Origin of the sequence: Salinirubellus litoreus, from assembly GCF_037335815.1 — an archaeon.
Classification (GTDB): domain Archaea; phylum Halobacteriota; class Halobacteria; order Halobacteriales; family Haloarculaceae; genus Salinirubellus; species Salinirubellus litoreus.
The window spans coordinates 2,513,854-2,531,986 of sequence record NZ_CP147841.1; the positions used below are offsets into that span (position 1 = coordinate 2,513,854).

The window sequence follows — 18,133 nt, forward strand, 5'->3', positions numbered from 1 at the left end:
TTCGTCGAGCGCATACACCCAGACTTTTGAGAGGCCGTTTGCACTCTCCCAGTGAGCGCTGTTGAGGACGCTGAGACTCCCTGCAGGGGGAACACACGGCGAGCCACACGCCTGGCACTGGCCTGGATGAGGCGAGGTGCCAACGTACTCGTAGTCGGCCCCGCACCGGTAACACTGTAATGTCAGAATCATCGTCAGCGCTCCTCCTCTCGGGGGTCAGAGCCTCCCAGCACGTCCCGGGTCAACGTCGATGGCGTCGACAGGGCAGACATCGACACAGAGCATACAGTCGATGCACTGGTCCTCATAGGTGGGATCGGCCTTGATTTCGGACTCGGGGTGGCCAGCGGTATCGGTCCACTCGAACACGTCAACGGGGCAGTCCTCCAGACAGGCCCCGTCCGCAATACAGATGTCGAAATCCACTGCGACATGGGTTCCGTGGATGCCCTGTTTGTCCTCCGTTGGTTCCTCGCCATCTGTCGTCCATACCCGGTGGTCCTCGTGGCGGTCAACTTCCTCGTAGGTGTTCTCGAAACTCGGATCGATAGCCATTGAGATATCCTCTCGTACGTTGTGTAGCGATCAGCCGATCTGGTCACTACCCGAGCGATCCCTCCATCTCGAGTTCGATGAGCCGGTTCATTTCGACCGCGTACTCGATGGGCAATTCCTCCGTGAGCGGCTCGATGAAGCCAGCGACAATCATCTGCTTGGCGTCGTCGTCGTCCAGCCCGCGGGACTGGAGGTAGAAGACGTCCTCGTCGCCGATCTTGCCCACCGTGGCCTCGTGGGCCACGTCGACCTTGCTCTCCTGAATCTCCATGTACGGCATCGTGTCCGACGTCGACTCGTTGTCGAACATCAGGGCGTCACACTCGACGGAGGTGGAGGCGTTCTCGGCGCCGTCGGCGATGTGGACGAGGCCACGGTAGTTGGTGCGGCCGCCGTCTTTCGAGATGGACTTGGACTCGATAGTCGACTTCGTGTCGGGCGCGTTGTGGTAGACCTTCGCGCCAGTGTCGATGTTCTGTCCTTCGCCAGCCATGGCGATGGTGATGTGGTTGTCCGTCGCGCCGGGGCCCTTGAGGATGGTCGACGGGTACAACATCGTGGCTTTCGAGCCCATCGACCCCGACACCCACTCCATTGTGGCGTCCTTTTCGGCGATGGCGCGTTTGGTGTTGAGGTTGTAGGTGTTCTTCGACCAGTTCTGCACGGTCGAGTACTGGACGTGAGCGTTCTCCTTGACGAACACCTCGACGCCACCGCTGTGCAGATTGAACGCCGAGTACTTCGGCGCGGAACAGCCCTCGATGTAGTGAACTTCGGAGTTCTCCTCGGCGACGATGAGGGTGTGTTCGAACTGGCCCATCCCCTCCGAGTTCATCCGGAAGTACGCCTGCACGGGCATGTCGACGTTCGTGTCCTCGGGCACGTATACGAACGAGCCGCCCGACCAGATCGCGCCGTGTAGCGCCGCGAACTTGTTGTCGCTCGGTGGCACGGCCTTGGTCATGAAGTACTCCTTGACGATGTCTTCATGCTCCTGGACGGCCTTGTCCATGTCACAGAAGATGACGCCCTTGTCCTCCCAGCGCTCTTGCATGTTCTGGTAGACGATCTCGGACTCGTACTGGGCGCCGACGCCCGAGAGGGCGTTCTTCTCCGCCTCGGGAATGCCCAGTTTGTCGAAGGTGTCCTGAATCTCCTCGGGAAGGTCTTCCCAGTTCTCGGCGCCGCCGCGCGTCTCGATGTCCGGGCGGATGTAGGGGACGATTTCGTCGATGTCGACTTCCGAGAGGTCAGGCTGACCGGGCCAGTCGGTGGGCATCGGCATCTCCTGGAACTGCTTCAGCGCTCGCAGCCGGCGCTGGAGCATCCACTCGGGCTCGTCTTTGTCTTCCGAGATCAGGCGGATGGTCTCCTCGGTGAGCCCTTTCTCAGCCTCGAAGGCCGACTTCTCCTCCTTCTTGAACTCGAAGCGAGCTTCGGTATCGGTGTCCTGAAGATGATCTTGTTCTGAACTCATGAACTTACGTTGAGACTCTGGCCCCATAAGTTTGATTTATAACTATCTTTGATAGCTCTCTAAGCAAATAATCTCTCAAACTATAATTTTGAGTATTCAATTGGTAATTGATTTTTGCGATATAAAAACTTACTATCGCACAGGCTCAAAGGCGGCATATGGTATCATTATCCACCGCTCGTCAGTCCAGGAAGCAGTCTGATAGCCGACCTCCGCTCAGAGTCGGTATACCCAGCCCGTATGCTACTTTTCGGAGTTGCCGGGTTTGGGATATCCGCTTGTCCCGCCGGCAGCGACGCTCCCGCTCTGTTATCGGGGGGAGCTGAACGTGACTGAGTCATTTACTACGCTAGGGGTTCGCGAAGAAGGCCCTCCAGAGGAACACGGTGAGACGGCCGAAGAGGAGCAGAATGAACCATCGGCCAGAACGTGTCCGGAGTGCAGTGGACGTATCGTCCACGACGAGACACAGGCCGAAACCCACTGTCAAGACTGTGGTCGCGTACTCGAATCAGATCAGATTGACCGCGGACCTGAATGGCGCGCGTTCGATTCGCGCGAAAAGAATGACAAGTCACGGGTTGGAGCCCCTCAAACCCAGCAATTACACGATCGTGGCCTGTCGACGGTTATCGACTGGCGAGACGAAGATGCGTATGGACGGTCGCTCTCGTCCCGTCAGCGAAAGAAAATGCAACGCCTCCGGAAATGGGACGAGCGATTCCGGACAAAGAACAGTCAAGAACGGAATCTAAAGCACGCGCTGGGAGAAATTAACCGGATGGCGTCTGCGCTTGGGTGCCCCGATCCGATCAGGGAATCGGCGAGTGTGTTGTACCGGCAGGTGCTAGAAAAGGACATGCTCCGGGGCCGGTCGATCGAGGGAATGGCGACAGCAACCCTCTACGCCGGGTCACGTCTGGAGAATGCGCCCCGGACACTCGATGAAGTTGCTGCCGTGAGTCGTGTCGATAAGCTTGAGATAGAGCGCACCTATCGCTATCTAGCAGATGAGTTGGAGCTGGAAATGGCGCCAACGGATCCTGAAGCATACATTGCTCGGTTCGCTTCCCAGTTGGGGTGTCCGGATGAAACGGAACGCCGAAGTCGGGAACTGACTCAAGCCGCGGTCGAAGCGGGTGTTCACAGTGGCCGAAACCCTGTCGGGATTGCCGCAGCAGCGCTATATGCGGCTGCCAAGCTCACCCATCAGGACGTCATTCAGGACGATCTGGCCGAAATCGCTAACGTGAGCAAGGTCACGATTCGGAACCGGTACACGGAAATTCTCGAAGCGGCAGACGAGGTGTCAAGTGGGTGAATAGATCTAAGCGGAAAGCAGTCCTCTTCTGTTCGTCATGTGGGCACGAAAGCCCCATTGAAGGCGATTGGAACGTTCCTTCTGATGGTGGCCAGTACCGGCTCGAATGCCCAGACTGTGGAGCTCGACTATTCGCTTTTAATTAGGGGACGGCCGTCATAGAAACATTCACAACCAATCTACTGCGGTGAAACTCGAAGTGAGAAATATTGGAATAGGTACAGGTATAGGGAGCGTTGCAAGAGATAGAGCATCTATTCAGCAGTTCGGATGAGAGGAGAGATAGTTTGACGAATATGACCTAGTTCGTTATATCTAAGACCGAATACACTCTGATACGCAAGATATTTTCGCTTTCAATCGGATGTTCGCGCAATGACTGAGGAGACCCTGTACGACCGGCTTGGAAAGAAGGAAGGGATTCGGACGGTCGTTGACGACTTTTATGATCGGCTTCTTGCGGACGCCGAGTTGGGTCCGTTTTTCGAGGGAGCGGATATGGAGTAACTCCGACGAACGCAGACGGATTTTTTGTGCGAAGCAGCTGGTGGCCCGGAAACGTATGACGCTGAACCAGTCCGTGAGGCACATCTCCACATTCCGTTCACCCCCGATCACATCCAGCGAGCCGCTGAGTTACTGCACGATAGTTTAGACGCGTTCGACGTGCCTGAAGAGGATGCAGACGCCGTCGTTCAGGCAATCGCCGCATACGAAGAGGATCTATTAGCAAGACACGATGACACCGAGGAAGAGTGAGCCCAGAAACTGCAACAAGCCCGCCGCACATCTTGCATGCGAGTCTTATCAATACTTGGACAGGAAGCGCGTGCGAATCTTTCTATGACACATCTGGGGTGTCATAGAAACAATCACAGACGGGGAGGCTTTTGACGATGGATCACGCTCTATCGATATGCCCGAACGAAATGTCCTTGGCGAGGAACTTGCCACCTGTAGTACTGATCCGAGGACTGGCTTCGGCCGCGATGGCTGCTGTGGAACGCATCCCAACGATCGAGGCAGACACGAGCTCTGTGCGGTCATGACCGACGAATTCCTGTCGTTCAGCAAAGCGCAGGGCAACGACCTTGTGACGCCGCGTCCGGAGTTAGAGTTTCCCGGGCTTTCCCCTGGCGATCGCTGGTGTCTCTGTCTCGGACGGTGGGTCGAGGCACTTGAAGCCACGCGAGCCGAACGCCTCCCGGAGACGACCGTCCCACCCGTTGTTCTCGAAGCGACCAACGAGGCAGTGCTGGATTCCGTGGATCTGGAGACGCTCGAAAGCCACGCCTACGACGCGTGAGCAGCCGACGGGCGTGATATCGCGCGATTATACACGATACGCTCTTGTGGCGGAGATTGTTGGTAGCGAACTCTCGTCTCGGTCTGGGTCAATCGAACCTTCGGTAGAAACGGTGACACCCCTGTTCGGTCCCGTCCACCAGTGAGACACAACGACAGCGAAATCGCCCGAAGGCTCTCCACCAACAATCCTCTACGCAAAAGCGTACACGATAACTTCGATTGCTCCCGCTTCGGTGTTCCTCCTAACTGGTGTGATGCCCGTTCTACGACACCCTGTCTAGTGAGTACTCAGCAGCTGAGTAGTGAGTATTTGTAATTGGCGCAGGCTACTCTGGGGCGTATTCTTCGTGAATCCGATCCATCCGCGCCGCCATTACGAAGTCGGTTTTGTGCAGTCCGTCGATTTTGTGCGTCCACATTTCGACTCCCACCTCGCCCCATTGAAGCGAGATATCTGGGTGATGCCACTCTTGTTCAGCAAGTTCCCCGATCTCGTACGTGAACTCGAGTGTATCGCGGAAATCTTCGAACGGATACTCCGCCTCAAGATGATGGTCATTAACGACTTCCCAGACATCATCGTCGATTTCAGTTAGGTACTCGGCGTACTCTGCCTCTGTGAGCGGTTCGTCCTCTGATGTACAGGCCTCACATGCTTCGTCGGCAAGTGATGATGCCATGCCCATACGTTCGACGGGCCCGATACTTGTGTGTTCGTTCTCCGGTCCCGCTACGCTACAGAAGAGCGATCTCACCAGATATCTCAGAGCATTCCAACCCTGCCGAGAACTCTACCGGAGTCCGGACGAGAAGCACTCGAAGATACAGTAATTCCGGTGATTATGGTAATATCCCAGGTCCATAACAAAGTACCAGTAAAGGATATGGTGGGTGAACCAATACAACCATGTGTAATGGCAGCTGTCTATCGATTTATGCCGGGAGCCGATCGCGATGAAGAGACCGGCGAATACGTCGAAAAATACCCGCCAGAGGAGTTCATTGCTGCAATTAACGCCGGAGGTGGTATGGCGAGTACCCAGGATGTGGCTGACTGGGTGGGCTGTGCATACGAAACGGCCTATAAGAAGTTGCGGTCCCTTGAGGAAGAGAGACAGATCGAGAGTCGGAAGGTCGCGAACGCTCGCCTGTGGGTGATCTCCGATGCCGAATGACACCAGTGACGATACTCAACCGGCGATGGCCTATCCGACAGCAGAGCAGTATGCCCGCTGGAAGGCCCGTGCTGAGGAACTAGACATGAGTGTGAGCGAGTTCATCCAAGCTATGTGAGGCAGGCATTAAGACCGATGAGGAGTTTGAACGATCCGTTGAGCCAGATGAAACACACCGTGAACTCCGTCGACAGCGAAACGATCTAAAAGATGAGTTAGCCCGTGCTCGTGAGCGGATCACCGCACTCGAGAACCGTCTGCACAGCGGCGAGCGCGAGACGATCGTTGAGTACGTTGAAGACAATCCCGGTGCGACGTACGAGGAAATAGTTCGACACATAATTGACACTGTCCCTGGTCGGACGAATCGGATCTTGGAAAGTCTTGAGGGAGACATGCTCTGGGTTGAGGATGGTGAATACTACACGACGGAAGAAACCGCTCTGGAGGATGGGCCATGACGGAACCGGTCAAAGCCATCGAGCCGGAGCGCCGAATGGGTGTTTACAAGTCGTTGTCGGAAGTTCCCGTCCGTTATCGTCTCGACAACTTCACTGCTGAGTACCGAGGTGAAGACACTTGGACGGAATATATCCAGGCAGAAGACGAACGCCGAGACCTCTCTGATTGGTATCTTGAGCGAGCTGATATCGCTGGCCGGAGCTGGAAATCTCATATGCATGACCTTGATCGTCATCATGCCCTCGCTAAGCCAGAGGACGTTGATACATGGTGCCGTGAGTTACTTGACGAGCGGAAACTCCGAACAGTCTATGAGCGGTACTGGACAGAGCTAGAGAGCTTTTACGCTTGGCTGCAGGCTCACGCCGAACATCACCACGTCTATCAGCCGGTCCTCATGGCTGCCGCAAATTATGATGCCGCCAGCATGGTATGGGAAGAAAAGATAGAGAATGGACGAAAAAGGGCTGAAAAACTCGCCCAAGGTGAGAGAAAATGAGGAATAATCGATCAAATAACCAATCAGTCGACGAGAAGAGGGAAGAGTTAGCAGCTGCCTTCGGCCGTGATATCGATCCGTTAAAAAAAATACGAAGAAACCTTTCTCAGTAATGATATCGACCCATTTGATCTTTACTTAGAGGACGTAGTTTATGAGTGGAATATTTCTGAGGACACATTGGACGGATATGAAAGGGCGATACGGCAGTGGAGAAAACATATGGATAGTATCGGTAGGCACCCCGCATGCCCGAACGAACATCATGTAAAGGATTTCGCTCGGTTTTACCGAGATCAGAGGGGTAATCGGCCAGATACAGTCAAGAAGAAGATTCTACGTCTGAACAAGGCCTACGAGTACTGGCAAAACGATCCGGTCTTCCCTCATCCTCATGACTACAACCCCTTCAATCTCGCTCGAACGAAGCTCTCGCTTGATGCACCCCAGGTAGACGATCCGCCACGAATACCAATTGGTGAACTGGGTGGCATAGTCCAAGATATCACCCATATACGAGATCGGAGTGTAGTAGTGGCTCAGCTCAAACTAGGCCTTCGGGCGGGCGAACTTTGTAACATCCAGTTTCAAGATATTCACATAGAGAATACGGAACTCGACCGTTTCTACCCAGAACTCGGAAACCACTGGATGCTAAAGGGACGGAAGAACGCGATATTCATCCCACCGGCACCGAACAACGACCTTCCGACGGAAGGGCGCAAAGGGAACAAGTCTCGCCGACCACGTGTACTCCCTCTTGATGATGAACTCCGACGAGTTTTACTCCGATGGCTGTTGATCCGTCCCGATACTGGCGATCCTTGGCTATTCCTCTCGAAGAATCATCACGACCGGCTTGAAACCCAGGGTGTCAACCACATCTGGAAAGCTGCCTTCCATCCGGAGTATGCTGAATCACAACGGCATCGAGGTGTTACGAGCCACTTCGGACGACACCGCTTCTCGACCTATTGGCGTGTGGAACAGGATCTCAACCGTGAACTGGTCAAGTATATGCGTGGTGATGTAACTCGAAGTACTGCACTCGATGATAGAAGCGCGATAGACGATTACATACACTCTTACTACGACGACATCAAGAGGCCTTATCGGGAGCGGATTTACCGGTTCAACATATGATCGAGATGGTGGTTTTCGCTGAACTTAGGGCCAAAGTATTAGTGGATATAGGACTCCCATGAGATGCACTCTCCGAGCGCCGAACCTCGCCGGGACCAGCCCCACCAGCGAGGCGACGAGAAACACGAGGACGCCGACGACGCCCGCGAACAGCAGCGAGACGCCCGCCAGGAGACAGAGCACTCCGGCCGCGAGTCGCGTGTTGTCGACGTTCCCCACGAGGTCGAGGTACCGATCCCCGACCAGGAGCACGAGACAGAATCCCGCGATGGCGGCGAGCCCCACGGCTGGGAGCAGGAAGGCGAGGTCGATCGGCGCACCCGAGCGCTCGAAGGCGACGAGCACGCCAGTCCGGGGCGATCCGAGCGCGACGAGGGCGAACAGTGCGAATATCGTGTTGGACGTGTTGACGCCGCTCGTCGTCACGAGGAACCCGCGAGCGCCGTGTCGACCCGGGGTGGTGAGCAGCGAGACCGTCGCGGCCACTGCCGAGGAGACGCCGGGGACGTACCCGACGATCGCTCCCGAGAGCGTCCCCACGAACCCGAGCCCGGCGATGGAACTCCCCGGGAGCGTCACCGTCGCGTCGTCCTGCGGCGGCACGCCCCCTCCGCCCACCGACTCGACGAGCACCGGCGCGCCGAACAGCCCGGCGAACAGCGGGGCGAGCATCCCGCCCACCGAGAGCGGTGCCGAGGGATCGAGATCGAGCGTCGCCCACCCGAGCAGCGCGGCGAGCGAGAACGCCGCCACCGCCCCGACCATCGCGAACCCGCCACGTTCGGTGACGACCAGCAGGACGGCCACGAGCCCGAGCGCGAGCGGGAGGTGTGCGCGCAGGGTCGGGTAGACGGCGACCATCCCGCGGGTGATCGGGAGCGCGAGCGGCACGGCCAGGAGGACGGCGAGGCCGCTCCCGAGCGCGGAGAGCCTGACCGCCTCCCGTCCTCGCCCTTCGAGGACGAGCCGGTGTCCCGGCAACGCTGTCGCCGCCATCGACGGATCCGGGACGCCGAGCGCGAGTGCGGGCACCACGTCGAGGAATGTGTGGACCACGCCCGCGGCGAGGACGGCCGCGCCGACGAGTCGTGGCGGCCCGGGGACGTCCGCGGCGACGGCCGCCAGCAGCAGCGCCACGTTGTTGGCGTGGAGCCCCGGAACGAGCCCCGAACACGTCCCGAGCACGACCCCGCCGAGGACGAACCCGAGGGTCGCCAGCGTCGCCTCGGGCGAGAGCGCGAATCGGGGCGGGACCGCCGCGGGGACCGGATCCATCGCGGGGAGGTGGTCCCGGTATCCGACTTGAACCTACGTCCTGCTCGGCGACCGGTCCGGGAGCCGCCGTCAGGTGTCCGTCGTGTCGAGCCGCTTAGCCCCGGTCGTCCGCTCGTCCTCGACGTCGCCCGTGTTGCGTGTCTCGGTCGGCTCGAACAGCAGTATCTCGGCCTCGTCGTCGGCGACCGGACGGTGTTCCACCCCCGCCGGCACCACGACGAGCTCGCCGGGGCCGAGGTCGACGTCCGGTTCGCCGCGGAGTTCGATCGTCAGCTCGCCCGAACGGACGAGGAACAGCTCGTCGGCGTCGGTGTGGCTGTGTCGGACGAACTCACCTTCCACCTTCGCGAGCTTCACCGCCTGCCCGTTCAGTTCGGCGGCGATCCGGGGCGACCACCGCTCGTCGAACGAGTCGAACGCCGTATCGAGGTTCACCTTCTCCATGTACGGACGTGGCGTGGATGTCGTATCACGCTGGCGCTACGCTGGGCTACGCGTGGCTCGGGGCCCGGCCGGTGTGGGGGACGCGGCGGTCGGCGGGTGCTGCGGCTCGGCACGCGACGTCGGAAAAAGCGTGGATCGTGGATACGGAACGACCGGAGGACGTTCCGAGGTCAGCCGAAGAGCTCGCCCAGGCCCTCGCCCGAGCTGTCGTCTTCCTCTTCCTCGTCCTCGTCGGCTTCGGCCTCCGCCTCGTCGCCGCCGTCGTCCTCGTCGTCGCCCTCGTCGCCCTCGGCCTCGGCGGCACCGTCCGCGCCGCCAGCGCCACCGGAACCGCCGGCCGGCACCGCGGCGGCCGTCTCGATGGCCTCCTCGATGTCGACGTCCTCGAGCGCGGCCACCAGGGCCTTCACGCGGGACTCCTCGACGTCGACGCCCGCGGCCTCCAGGACGTTCGTGATGTTCTCCTCGTTCAGTTCCTCACCGGACTCGTGCAGCACCAGCGCTGCGTAAACGTATTCCATTCTGTGTCACCCGAACATTTCGCCGAGCGCGTCGCCACTGTCGTCGTCATCGTCGTCATCGTCGGCGGCGTCCGTCTCGGCAGCTTGGTCGTCAGTCTGTTCCTCCTCGTCGTCACCCGTCTCGGGCTCCGGCTCCGCCTCCGCGTCGGCCTCCGTCCCCGGCTCGCTCTCGACGCCGCGGAGCTCCTCGGGGAGCGCCTCCTGGTCGTCGATGTGTGCCGCGAGCGCGCGGAGCTGAGCGTCCGCCCGCCCGACCAGGTCGTCGACCAGATCGGGGCTCTCGACGGCCGCGAACAGGCCGAGGCTCCGGGCCTCGCCGGAGGCCTTCCCGAGCAGCGTGCCCGCCGTCCGGGTCGTGGGATAGACGGCGTTGACCGAGAGGTTCCGTCCGGCCGCCGCGGCCGAGGCGAAGTCCTCGCGGTACTCGTCGATGTCGAGTTCGAGCTCCTCGGGGCCGAACATGACCCCGTCGGCGTAGACGCCGCGGAGGTCGAGGCCGACCTCCTTGGGCTCGATGCCGAGCTCGGCGAGGACGTTCGCCAGCTGCTGGTCGACCTCCTCGCCGGCTTCGAGGACCGTCGAGTCCTCGAGCACGACGATCGAGCCGTCCTGGATGCGGGCGTTCGCGCCCGCCTGCTGGAGTTCGCCGACGAACGGCCCGGGGTCGATCCCGGTGTCACCCTCGGGGATGACGACGTCGTTCGGGGCGACCTCGCCCGCGTTGATGGGTGCGGGCGTCTTCGACGCTTCTAACTGTTTGAACAGCCCGAACGGGTTGTCGTTCGTGGCGACGAGGCCGACCTGCCCGGAGACGAACTCCGCGAGCTCCTCCAGGCCGTCGTCGACCTCCTCGAGCGCGCGAACGACGAGCGTGTTCCGCGAGATGCGGAGCTCCGCGCTCCCGTACAGGTCCCGGCGCATGGCCTGGAGCTGTCGGGACGGGATACCGGCGACGTCGACCACGCCCACCGAGTCGTAGGATTCGAGCAGGCCGACGATGTCGTCGACCTCCTCGCGCTTCCACTCGGGGATGTGTTCGGTCTTGCGCTCGGCTTCGGCGCTCATGTGGGCACCTCCACGGACGGCCCCATCGTGGTCTTGACGTAGATGCCGTCGATGTTGAGCGGGCCCTTCTCCAGGTTCGCCTCCAGCCGGCGGACGACGACGCCGATGTTCGTGGAGATGTCGTCGGCGGTCATGTCTTCGGCACCCACGCGGGTGTGGAACGTACGCCGGTCGCGCGACCGGAGCTGTACGGTGTTCTTCATGCGGTTGACGACCTCGACGACGTCGTCGTCGGGCTGGAGCGGCGTCGGCATCTTGCCACGCGGCCCGAGGACGGTCCCGAGGTAGCGACCGATGTCCTGCATGAGGTTCGCCTGGGCGACGAAGAAGTCGGTTTCGTCCGCGAGGTCCTTGGCGGCGTCCGAGTCGTCACCGAGGTCCTCGAGGTCGTCCCCCGAGAGCACCTGATCGGCGACGTCTTCCGCACGGAGCGCCGTCTCGCCCTCGGCGAACACGACGATACTAGTTTCTTGACCCGTTCCGGACGGCAGGACGATCGACTCGTCCACCCGGTTGTTGGGGTCGTTGAGGTCCAGATCGCGCAGGTTGATCGCGAGGTCCACCGTCTCGCGGAAGTTCCGCGGCGGTGCCTCCTCGAGCGCGCGAGAGACTGCTTCTTCTATCGAATCTGCCATTTTTCACCTCCGTAGTCTGAGCCCTGTGGGCTACTACGGTGTGAAACAGGCCGTGCCTGTCTCGTTCCAATCGACTGGAGGCGCGGGTTTAAAAGCGTCGAACCGATCCGTCCGTGAGTCGAACTCTCAGACCGGAAGGACGTCGATACCGAACCAGTAGGCGGCGGCGATGTCGGCCGCGAACGCGAGGAAGAGGAGCGCGGACCCGTAGAACAGCCACCGGCGGTGGCTGTCGGTCAGCCGGCGGGCCCCGCGGTTGAACACGAACGCCGTGAACGCGCTCATCGGGACGATGACGAGCATCTCGCCGATCCAGATACCCGGGTGGGCCCCGTACTGGGCCGCGAGCCCGATGGTCACCAGCTGGGTCTTGTCGCCGAACTCGCCGAACGCGCTGGCGGAGAACGCCGGGAAGAACCCCTCCGCGCCGTCCGGGAGGTGGGCATCCAGCCCCGCGAGGCGACCGTCGGCGTAGGTTTCGGTACCACCGTCGGTGAGCGTTTCCTCGCCGTCAGATTCGCCGACCCCGCCACCCGATCCGCCCTCCCCGCCGACCCCGAGTCCCGCCCGGACGAGCAGGAGCGCGAACATGACGAACAGCCCCGCCGTCACGGCGTCGAGGTAGATCGTCGGTAGCGTCCCCTGGAGCGCCTCTCCGAAGGCAACCTCCAGTGCCGTCCACCCGCCCAGGGCGAGGGCCGCCCCCGCGACGACCGGCAGCGGCCGGTACTTCGTCGCCAGCCCCGCGATGATCATCTGCACCTTCTCGCCCGGGATGACGAGCGCCTGGAGGGTCGCCGCCGCTATCACTACTTCGAGGAACGTCGCCACGTCAACCACACCTCCTGGCCCGGTATCGACGTACACTCATTCAGGGTTTAGCCGTATCTAAAATCCATTAGTAGATGAACTAAATCCTTGCGCATCGCTCACGTTTTGCCGAATAGACCGTGAGGATCCGATCCCCGGAACCGGACGCCGAGCGTCGCTCTCGTCCGATCTCGGAGCGCCGTGAGAACGACTCGAGTTCTACGAGCCACGGTGGGAGATCCGGTGAACACACACCAGGACCCGGCGACGCTCGCGTTTCGAGTGTTCGATTCGTCGGTCTCGGCTTACGCCTCGACCTCCTCTGCGAAACACCGCGAGACGAGCGAAGCGAGTTTCGTGAGCCTTCGGCTCACTACGCTGTCGCTTGCTCGCCGAACACACCGAAAACTCGCTGGGCTCGTTTTCGAGCGTTCGCTTCGTCAGCGGTGGCTTACGCCGCGGCTTCCTCGGCGAACACGTCGTCGTACTCGCCGTCGTCGATCTTCCGCTTGAACTCGCGGGGGTTCTCGCCCTCGATGGTCACGCCGAGCGAGGTACAGGTCCCGACGACCTCCTTCGCGGCACCCTTCAGGTCGTACGCGAGGAGGTCGGGGAGCTTCTGCTCGGCGATCTTCTTTATCTGATCGACCGAGGCGTCGGCGACGAACTCGGACTCGGGTTGGCCGCTGCCGGTCTCGAAGCCGAGTTCGTCCTTGATGAGCGCCGCCGTCGGCGGGACGCCGACCTCGATACTGAACGAGCCGTCGTCGTCGTACTCGACGGTCACCGGGACCTCGGTCCCGTCGAACGCGGCGGTCCGCTCGTTTATCTCGCTGACGACGGCCTGCACGTCGACCGGGGTCGGGCCGAGTTCCGGCCCGAGCGGCGGGCCGGGGTTGGCCTGACCCCCGGGGACGAGCACTTCGATGGTTCCAGCCATACGGATGAGAACCCCCGCGACGGTTTTAAGAATTGTCTATTCACCCGCGGAGCGGGGACGCGTGACACGCCGAGCGGGCGGGATCCGATCCCGCCTTTACTGGTCCTCGACGTGGACCGACGAGCCGGCCATCATCTCGAGGACCTGCATCACGCCGGAGTTGTCGTCCCGGCCCATGTCGTTCTGGACCATCGACTTGTAGAGCTCGTGGGCGAGCTCGGTCTGGGGCATCGGCGAGCCGAACGCCTCGCCCGCGTCCGTGGCGATGCGGAGGTCCTTGTACTGGTACTGGGCGAAGAAGCCGGGCTCGAACTTCCCCTGGATCATGTTCGGCGCGCGGTTGTCGAGCGTCCAGCAGCCCGCCGCGCCGCCGCTGATGGCGTCGACGACGGCTTCGAGGTCCGCGCCGGCCTGCCCGGCGAAGACGAGCGCCTCGCTCACGCCCACCATCTGGGCGGCGACGACGATCTGGTTGCACGCCTTCGTCGTCTGGCCCGCCCCGCTCGGCCCGCAGTGGGTCACCGTCTCGCCCATCACGTCGAGGATGTCGCGCTGTTCGTCGAGGGCGTCCTCGTCGCCGCCGACCATGATCGAGAGCGTCCCCTCGACGGCTCCGGACTCGCCGCCCGAGATCGGCGCGTCGAGCATCGTGACGCCCTCCTCGGCGAGTTCCTCGGCGATCTCCTCGGCGACCGTCGGGGAGATAGTGGAGTGATCGACGACCGTCATCCCCTCCGAGAGCCCGTCGATCACGGGATCGGACTCCTCCTCGCCCCCGAGTACGACCCGCTGGACGTCCGGCGAGTCGGGGAGACAGAGAAGTACCACGTCGCTCTGCTCGGCGACGCCCGCGGGCGAGCCGCCGTCCTCGCCGCCGTACTCGACGAGCTCCTCGGTAGGCTCGTCCGAGCGGTTGTGACCGACGACGTCGTAGCCCGCGTCGATGAGGTTCTTGGCCATCGGGAGGCCCATGATTCCGAGACCGACGAATCCGACCGTTCGTGACATGACGTCCGGTCATGCGGTAACGGACTACAAAACTGTGGTGGAGGCGGCGGGACCCACCGGACGGCCGTGGCTACTGGAACCCGCGGATGGGCTGTGCCTCCGAGGAGGCGTCCTCGCTCTGCTGGACCTGCTTCGCCATCCGCTCGCGGACCTCCCGTATCTCCTCGGCGTGCTCTATCAGTGCGTCCGTGTCCGCGTCCACGCCGGCCAGCGGCTCGATGCCCTGCTCGATGATCGCGCGCGCGGCCTCGGGGTCGGGGAACTGCCGATCGCTCTGGACGATGAGGCCAACGGCGTCGAAATCCTCCTCGGCGGCGGCGTTGATGAGCGCCCCGGTCGGCCCGGAGACGAGTCCGCCGTCCGACGGCGGGGAGACGTCGGCCTCCTCCAGACGGCTCTCGGCCCCGCCGGTCGCGATGCCGTAGACCGCCGGCGGGGTGTCCTTCTCCTCGGCCAGCCCGGAGAGGTATATCGGGAACACCTCGTTCGACCGGAGCCAGGCCGTCACGCAGTCGGCGAACTCCCCGGCCGCGGAGGCCGACACCGGGACGTCGCTCTGGAGCACCAGCAGGTCGTGCTCCTCGTCGGCGTATATCCTCACCGGCGGCAACACCTCCGGGGAGCCCCCGTGGTAGACGGCGACGTCGGGGAGTCCGTCGCAGTGGACGCCCGCGACGAACTCCATGTCGAACGTCTCGACGAGGTGGTCGGCGGCGATCTTCCCCACGAGCCCCATCCCGGGTAGCCCCTCTACCAGTATCGGCTCCGAGAGCGTGACGTCGACCAGTTCCTCTACGTGTGCCATGCGAGGAACCTGGTCGCCGGGACCCATAAGGTCGGGTGGTGAGGCAGGGGAGGGACGCGGGATCACCTGCCGAGCAGCCACGAGAGCAGGCCCCCGCCGAGTCCCTCCTCGGTCGTCGCGGCCCCGACGTAGAGCCGCAGTCGCTGGACGACCAGCAGCGCGAACGGGACGACCAGCAGCGCGCCGAGGAGGCGCTCGATCCGTGCGGCCCAGACTGCGACACCCGTCGGTCGGATCCGCGAGAGGGTCTCGACCGAGACGTCCGAGGGCACCAGGTCGTCGACGGGCAGGAACGCACCGATCGTCTCGCTCAGAACCAGGTACGTCCCCTCGAAGAACGTCAGGAAGCTGAACACGAGCAGCCGCCAGGCGTCGAGGACGACCCACGGCAGCAGGACGGATCTCGGTCCGAGGGAGACGGGAAGACCGGGTTCGGTCCGACTCACCAGGCGTGGTCCTACTTCCTCGAACCCGCCGACGGAGGGGTAGACGACGAACGCGAACAGGGCCGCTACGACGAGGATCACCCTTGCGACGTAGAGGGGCGACTCGCTCATCCGTATCAGCCGGTAGCTCGTCCGCGCGTTCAGGACCGCGAGAGAGGTCCGCAGGACGGCCGAGAGGTCGGAACCGTAGCTTCTGCCGAGCCACAGCGCCCGGTCGTACCACGCCGTCTTCCCATCGCGGGAGTGTGAGGTGCCCCCTTCCGAGCGCCAGGAGTCGAGCCGAACGCGCGGGCCGTCGACCAGCCGCCGGGCGGCCCGGAGCCGTTCGAGGCGGGCTTTCCGGAGCCTCGCGCGCTGCTCCTCCAGGTAGTGTTTCTCGCGGATCGCCTGCTCGATCCGTCCGTGGCGGATCAGCTGGCGGTGGATCGTCTGGTGGGTCCACGCCCGGCGTTCGAGCCACCCGGACAGATCCGTGGGTCCCCGCCAGGGCGACCGAGCCTCTGGTGCTTTCCGACGGCCCGCGCCGTCGGCTCCCTCCCGGAGCCCGAGGAACTCGGCGGTACGGTCTACCCCCGACCTCGCGGCGCTGCGCACGGGGTGGAGGGCCCTCTCCTCCGCTTCGTGCAGCGGGTAGGCGAACGCCTCCGTGATTGTCGTCAAGGGATCCATCTCGCAGTCGGTCATCACGGCACGATAGAGGATCGCTCCGTCCAGTTTCGCCGAGCGGAGGTCGCACTCGATGAACGACGCCCGCTCGAGGTTAGCGTCCCAGAATTCCGCCTGCCGGCAGTCGGCCTCGTCCAGGATCGCCCCGGTCAGGTCAGCACCCTCGAACACGGTCAGGTAGAGGTCGGCTCCGCTGAGGTCCGCGTAGCGGAAGTTCACCCCCGGAAATTCGTGGTGTCGAAGGTCGGCACCGGCGAAGTCGACGGAGTCGAACGTCGGTCTATCCGTCTTTTCGAACGATCCGAGCGCGGGTGGCTGTTCGGCATCGAACGCGATCGCGGTGAAGTCCGTCCCCGAGAGGGTCGCTCCAGAGAGGTTCGTACCAGTCAGGGTCGCGTCACAGAGCTTCGCGTCGGAGAGGTTCGCTCCCGAGAGGGTAGCGTTCGTCAGATCCGCGTCACAGAGCTTCGCGTCGGAGAGGTTCGCTCCCGAGAGGGTAGCGTTCGTCAGATCCGCGTCACAGAGCTTCGCGTCGGAGAGGTTCGCCCCGGAGAGGTTCGCACCGGAGAGGTCCACGTCGGGCATCTTCCAGCCCGAGATGTCGACGTAACCGAGGTCTAGACCCGAGAGGACGACCCCTGTGAGGTCGGCCGCCGCGAGGTTGCCCGCCCGGAAGTCGTCACCCGAAATCTCGCTTTCGGGGACGAAGTGGTGCCAGAACAGCGACTCGGGGCGGGTGACGAGTGTGAGGTCGACGCCCGCGAGGGCCGCGTCGGTGACGTCGGTCCCCGAGAGGTCGACTCCGGCGAGGTCCGCACCCGAGAGGTCCGCCCCCCGAAGTGTCGTGCCCTGGACCTTCGCGCCGGAGAGGTCCGCCCCCGCGAGGTTCACTCCCGAGAGGTCGATATACCCGAGGTCTGCACCCGAGAGGTCGGCCCGAGCGAGACGGGATCCCGCCAGCTCGGTCCGCGAGAGGTTTAGGTCGGCAAGTGTCGCGTCGGAGAGGTTCGCCCCGGAGAGGTTCGCCCCCGAGAGGTTCGCCCCCGAGAGGTCCGTCTCGAAAAGGAGGGCATCCTGGAGGTCCGCATTCGAGAGGTTCGCTCCGGAGAGGTTCGCTCCGGAGAGGTTCGCTCCGGAGAGGTCTGCTCCGGTGAAGTTGGTACCCCGCAACGTCGCCCCGAACAGGTCGGCTCCCCGAAGTGCCGCCGACCGGAGTTTTACCTTCCAGAGGTCGACCCCGGAGAGGTCCGCCCGCGTCAGGTTCACTCCCGAGAGGTCTACGACCCTGAACGTCGCGCCACCGAGGTAGGCCCCGTCGAGACGCTCCGGGTGCCCGTTCGGTACGCGAGGGAAGTCATGCCCTTCCTTCCCCCAGACCTTCGCGTGCCAGAAGCACCGCCCGGAGTCCGAGCCGTCCCAGGGGGTCCGCCAGCAGCAGACCGTCGGCGACTCCGAACACTCTCGATCGGGAAGGTGGGACGGCGCGGGCCGGTCGCCGAGCACGAACCCACAGCGTCCCTCTGGAACCGACATACTGTCACTCTCGACTACACGACAGGAGATGTACTTTCCGCTAGA

18 protein-coding genes and 1 pseudogene are annotated in these 18,133 nt (G+C 62.5%); 6 read left to right on the forward strand and 13 right to left on the reverse strand.

Annotated elements, in window-relative coordinates:
* Positions 1-216: 216 nt before the first annotated feature.
* Both WDJ58_RS12465 and sufB read right to left on the reverse strand, forming a co-directional pair.
* Positions 217-555, reverse strand: coding sequence for a 4Fe-4S dicluster domain-containing protein (locus WDJ58_RS12465; protein WP_338913596.1), 339 nt, complete (start codon positions 553-555; stop codon positions 217-219).
* 46 nt (positions 556-601) lie between these two features.
* Positions 602-2,032 carry a Fe-S cluster assembly protein SufB gene (gene sufB, locus WDJ58_RS12470; protein ID WP_324760904.1) on the reverse strand — a complete coding sequence of 477 codons (1,431 nt, stop codon included), beginning with the start codon at positions 2,030-2,032 and terminating at the stop codon, positions 602-604.
* 328 nt (positions 2,033-2,360) lie between these two features.
* Between sufB and WDJ58_RS12475 the strand changes: the two genes are divergently transcribed.
* The 3 genes and pseudogenes from WDJ58_RS12475 to WDJ58_RS12485 all read left to right on the forward strand — a co-directional run bounded on the left by WDJ58_RS12475 (position 2,361) and on the right by WDJ58_RS12485 (position 4,659).
* On the forward strand, positions 2,361-3,353 hold the full coding sequence (locus tag WDJ58_RS12475) for a transcription initiation factor IIB (protein WP_338913597.1): 993 nt from the start codon (positions 2,361-2,363) through the stop codon (positions 3,351-3,353).
* Between the two features lie 375 nt (positions 3,354-3,728).
* Positions 3,729-4,112: pseudogene (locus WDJ58_RS12480) on the forward strand (truncated hemoglobin).
* A 157-nt stretch (positions 4,113-4,269) separates the two neighbouring features.
* Positions 4,270-4,659, forward strand: coding sequence for a DUF2237 family protein (locus WDJ58_RS12485; RefSeq protein WP_338913598.1), 390 nt, complete (start codon positions 4,270-4,272; stop codon positions 4,657-4,659).
* Between the two features lie 328 nt (positions 4,660-4,987).
* Here WDJ58_RS12485 and WDJ58_RS12490 read toward each other — a convergent pair whose 3' ends face one another.
* A complete protein-coding gene (locus WDJ58_RS12490; RefSeq protein WP_338913599.1) occupies positions 4,988-5,341 on the reverse strand; it encodes a 4a-hydroxytetrahydrobiopterin dehydratase in 354 nt (117 codons plus the stop codon).
* Between the two features lie 30 nt (positions 5,342-5,371).
* Between WDJ58_RS12490 and WDJ58_RS12495 the strand changes: the two genes are divergently transcribed.
* The 3 genes from WDJ58_RS12495 to WDJ58_RS12505 all read left to right on the forward strand — a co-directional run bounded on the left by WDJ58_RS12495 (position 5,372) and on the right by WDJ58_RS12505 (position 7,940).
* A complete protein-coding gene (locus tag WDJ58_RS12495; protein ID WP_338913600.1) occupies positions 5,372-5,836 on the forward strand; it encodes a hypothetical protein in 465 nt (154 codons plus the stop codon).
* Between the two features lie 457 nt (positions 5,837-6,293).
* Positions 6,294-6,797 (forward strand): hypothetical protein, encoded by a 504-nt coding sequence (locus WDJ58_RS12500; RefSeq protein WP_338913601.1) that lies wholly within the window; start codon positions 6,294-6,296, stop codon positions 6,795-6,797.
* Between the two features lie 222 nt (positions 6,798-7,019).
* On the forward strand, positions 7,020-7,940 hold the full coding sequence (locus tag WDJ58_RS12505) for a tyrosine-type recombinase/integrase (protein WP_338913602.1): 921 nt from the start codon (positions 7,020-7,022) through the stop codon (positions 7,938-7,940).
* Positions 7,941-7,964: 24 nt separating this feature from the next.
* Here WDJ58_RS12505 and WDJ58_RS12510 read toward each other — a convergent pair whose 3' ends face one another.
* The 10 genes from WDJ58_RS12510 to WDJ58_RS12555 all read right to left on the reverse strand — a co-directional run bounded on the left by WDJ58_RS12510 (position 7,965) and on the right by WDJ58_RS12555 (position 18,088).
* Positions 7,965-9,215, reverse strand: a complete 1,251-nt coding sequence (locus tag WDJ58_RS12510) for a tripartite tricarboxylate transporter permease (protein ID WP_338913603.1) — start codon at positions 9,213-9,215, stop codon at positions 7,965-7,967.
* Between the two features lie 69 nt (positions 9,216-9,284).
* Complete coding sequence (locus WDJ58_RS12515) at positions 9,285-9,659, reverse strand: cupin domain-containing protein (RefSeq protein WP_338913604.1); 375 nt, start codon at positions 9,657-9,659, stop codon at positions 9,285-9,287.
* Between the two features lie 170 nt (positions 9,660-9,829).
* Positions 9,830-10,180 (reverse strand): 50S ribosomal protein P1, encoded by a 351-nt coding sequence (gene rpl12p, locus WDJ58_RS12520; protein WP_338913605.1) that lies wholly within the window; start codon positions 10,178-10,180, stop codon positions 9,830-9,832.
* 6 nt (positions 10,181-10,186) lie between these two features.
* Positions 10,187-11,245, reverse strand: a complete 1,059-nt coding sequence (locus tag WDJ58_RS12525; protein WP_338913606.1) for a 50S ribosomal protein L10 — start codon at positions 11,243-11,245, stop codon at positions 10,187-10,189.
* Positions 11,242-11,880 (reverse strand): 50S ribosomal protein L1, encoded by a 639-nt coding sequence (locus WDJ58_RS12530; RefSeq protein ID WP_338913607.1) that lies wholly within the window; start codon positions 11,878-11,880, stop codon positions 11,242-11,244. The genes WDJ58_RS12525 and WDJ58_RS12530 overlap by 4 nt, the downstream gene beginning before the upstream one ends.
* A gap of 126 nt (positions 11,881-12,006) precedes the next feature.
* The gene (locus tag WDJ58_RS12535) at positions 12,007-12,711 is read right to left on the reverse strand and encodes a TMEM165/GDT1 family protein (RefSeq protein WP_338913608.1); all 705 of its coding nucleotides are present in this window, start codon (positions 12,709-12,711) and stop codon (positions 12,007-12,009) included.
* A 430-nt stretch (positions 12,712-13,141) separates the two neighbouring features.
* Positions 13,142-13,630, reverse strand: coding sequence for a 50S ribosomal protein L11 (locus WDJ58_RS12540; RefSeq protein ID WP_338913609.1), 489 nt, complete (start codon positions 13,628-13,630; stop codon positions 13,142-13,144).
* A 96-nt stretch (positions 13,631-13,726) separates the two neighbouring features.
* A complete protein-coding gene (locus tag WDJ58_RS12545) occupies positions 13,727-14,638 on the reverse strand; it encodes an NAD(P)-dependent oxidoreductase (RefSeq protein ID WP_338913610.1) in 912 nt (303 codons plus the stop codon).
* Positions 14,639-14,708: 70 nt separating this feature from the next.
* On the reverse strand, positions 14,709-15,443 hold the full coding sequence (locus WDJ58_RS12550) for a proteasome assembly chaperone family protein (RefSeq protein WP_338913611.1): 735 nt from the start codon (positions 15,441-15,443) through the stop codon (positions 14,709-14,711).
* Positions 15,444-15,505: 62 nt separating this feature from the next.
* A complete protein-coding gene (locus WDJ58_RS12555; protein WP_338913612.1) occupies positions 15,506-18,088 on the reverse strand; it encodes a pentapeptide repeat-containing protein in 2,583 nt (860 codons plus the stop codon).
* Positions 18,089-18,133: the final 45 nt, after the last annotated feature.

What these genes read in the sequence shown, in the direction of transcription:
- WDJ58_RS12540 (WP_338913609.1), bottom strand. Translation starts at nt 13,630, where the DNA reads ATGGCTGGAACCATCGAAGTGCTCGTCCCCGGGGGTCAGGCCAACCCC.
- WDJ58_RS12555 (WP_338913612.1), bottom strand. Translation starts at nt 18,088, where the DNA reads ATGTCGGTTCCAGAGGGACGCTGTGGGTTCGTGCTCGGCGACCGGCCC.
- WDJ58_RS12510 (WP_338913603.1), bottom strand. Translation starts at nt 9,215, where the DNA reads ATGGATCCGGTCCCCGCGGCGGTCCCGCCCCGATTCGCGCTCTCGCCC.
- WDJ58_RS12515 (WP_338913604.1), bottom strand. Translation starts at nt 9,659, where the DNA reads ATGGAGAAGGTGAACCTCGATACGGCGTTCGACTCGTTCGACGAGCGG.
- WDJ58_RS12505 (WP_338913602.1), top strand. Translation starts at nt 7,020, where the DNA reads ATGGATAGTATCGGTAGGCACCCCGCATGCCCGAACGAACATCATGTA.
- WDJ58_RS12465 (WP_338913596.1), bottom strand. Translation starts at nt 555, where the DNA reads ATGGCTATCGATCCGAGTTTCGAGAACACCTACGAGGAAGTTGACCGC.
- WDJ58_RS12485 (WP_338913598.1), top strand. Translation starts at nt 4,270, where the DNA reads ATGCCCGAACGAAATGTCCTTGGCGAGGAACTTGCCACCTGTAGTACT.
- WDJ58_RS12490 (WP_338913599.1), bottom strand. Translation starts at nt 5,341, where the DNA reads ATGGCATCATCACTTGCCGACGAAGCATGTGAGGCCTGTACATCAGAG.
- WDJ58_RS12550 (WP_338913611.1), bottom strand. Translation starts at nt 15,443, where the DNA reads ATGGCACACGTAGAGGAACTGGTCGACGTCACGCTCTCGGAGCCGATA.
- sufB (WP_324760904.1), bottom strand. Translation starts at nt 2,032, where the DNA reads ATGAGTTCAGAACAAGATCATCTTCAGGACACCGATACCGAAGCTCGC.
- WDJ58_RS12525 (WP_338913606.1), bottom strand. Translation starts at nt 11,245, where the DNA reads ATGAGCGCCGAAGCCGAGCGCAAGACCGAACACATCCCCGAGTGGAAG.
- WDJ58_RS12545 (WP_338913610.1), bottom strand. Translation starts at nt 14,638, where the DNA reads ATGTCACGAACGGTCGGATTCGTCGGTCTCGGAATCATGGGCCTCCCG.
- WDJ58_RS12500 (WP_338913601.1), top strand. Translation starts at nt 6,294, where the DNA reads ATGACGGAACCGGTCAAAGCCATCGAGCCGGAGCGCCGAATGGGTGTT.
- rpl12p (WP_338913605.1), bottom strand. Translation starts at nt 10,180, where the DNA reads ATGGAATACGTTTACGCAGCGCTGGTGCTGCACGAGTCCGGTGAGGAA.
- WDJ58_RS12530 (WP_338913607.1), bottom strand. Translation starts at nt 11,880, where the DNA reads ATGGCAGATTCGATAGAAGAAGCAGTCTCTCGCGCGCTCGAGGAGGCA.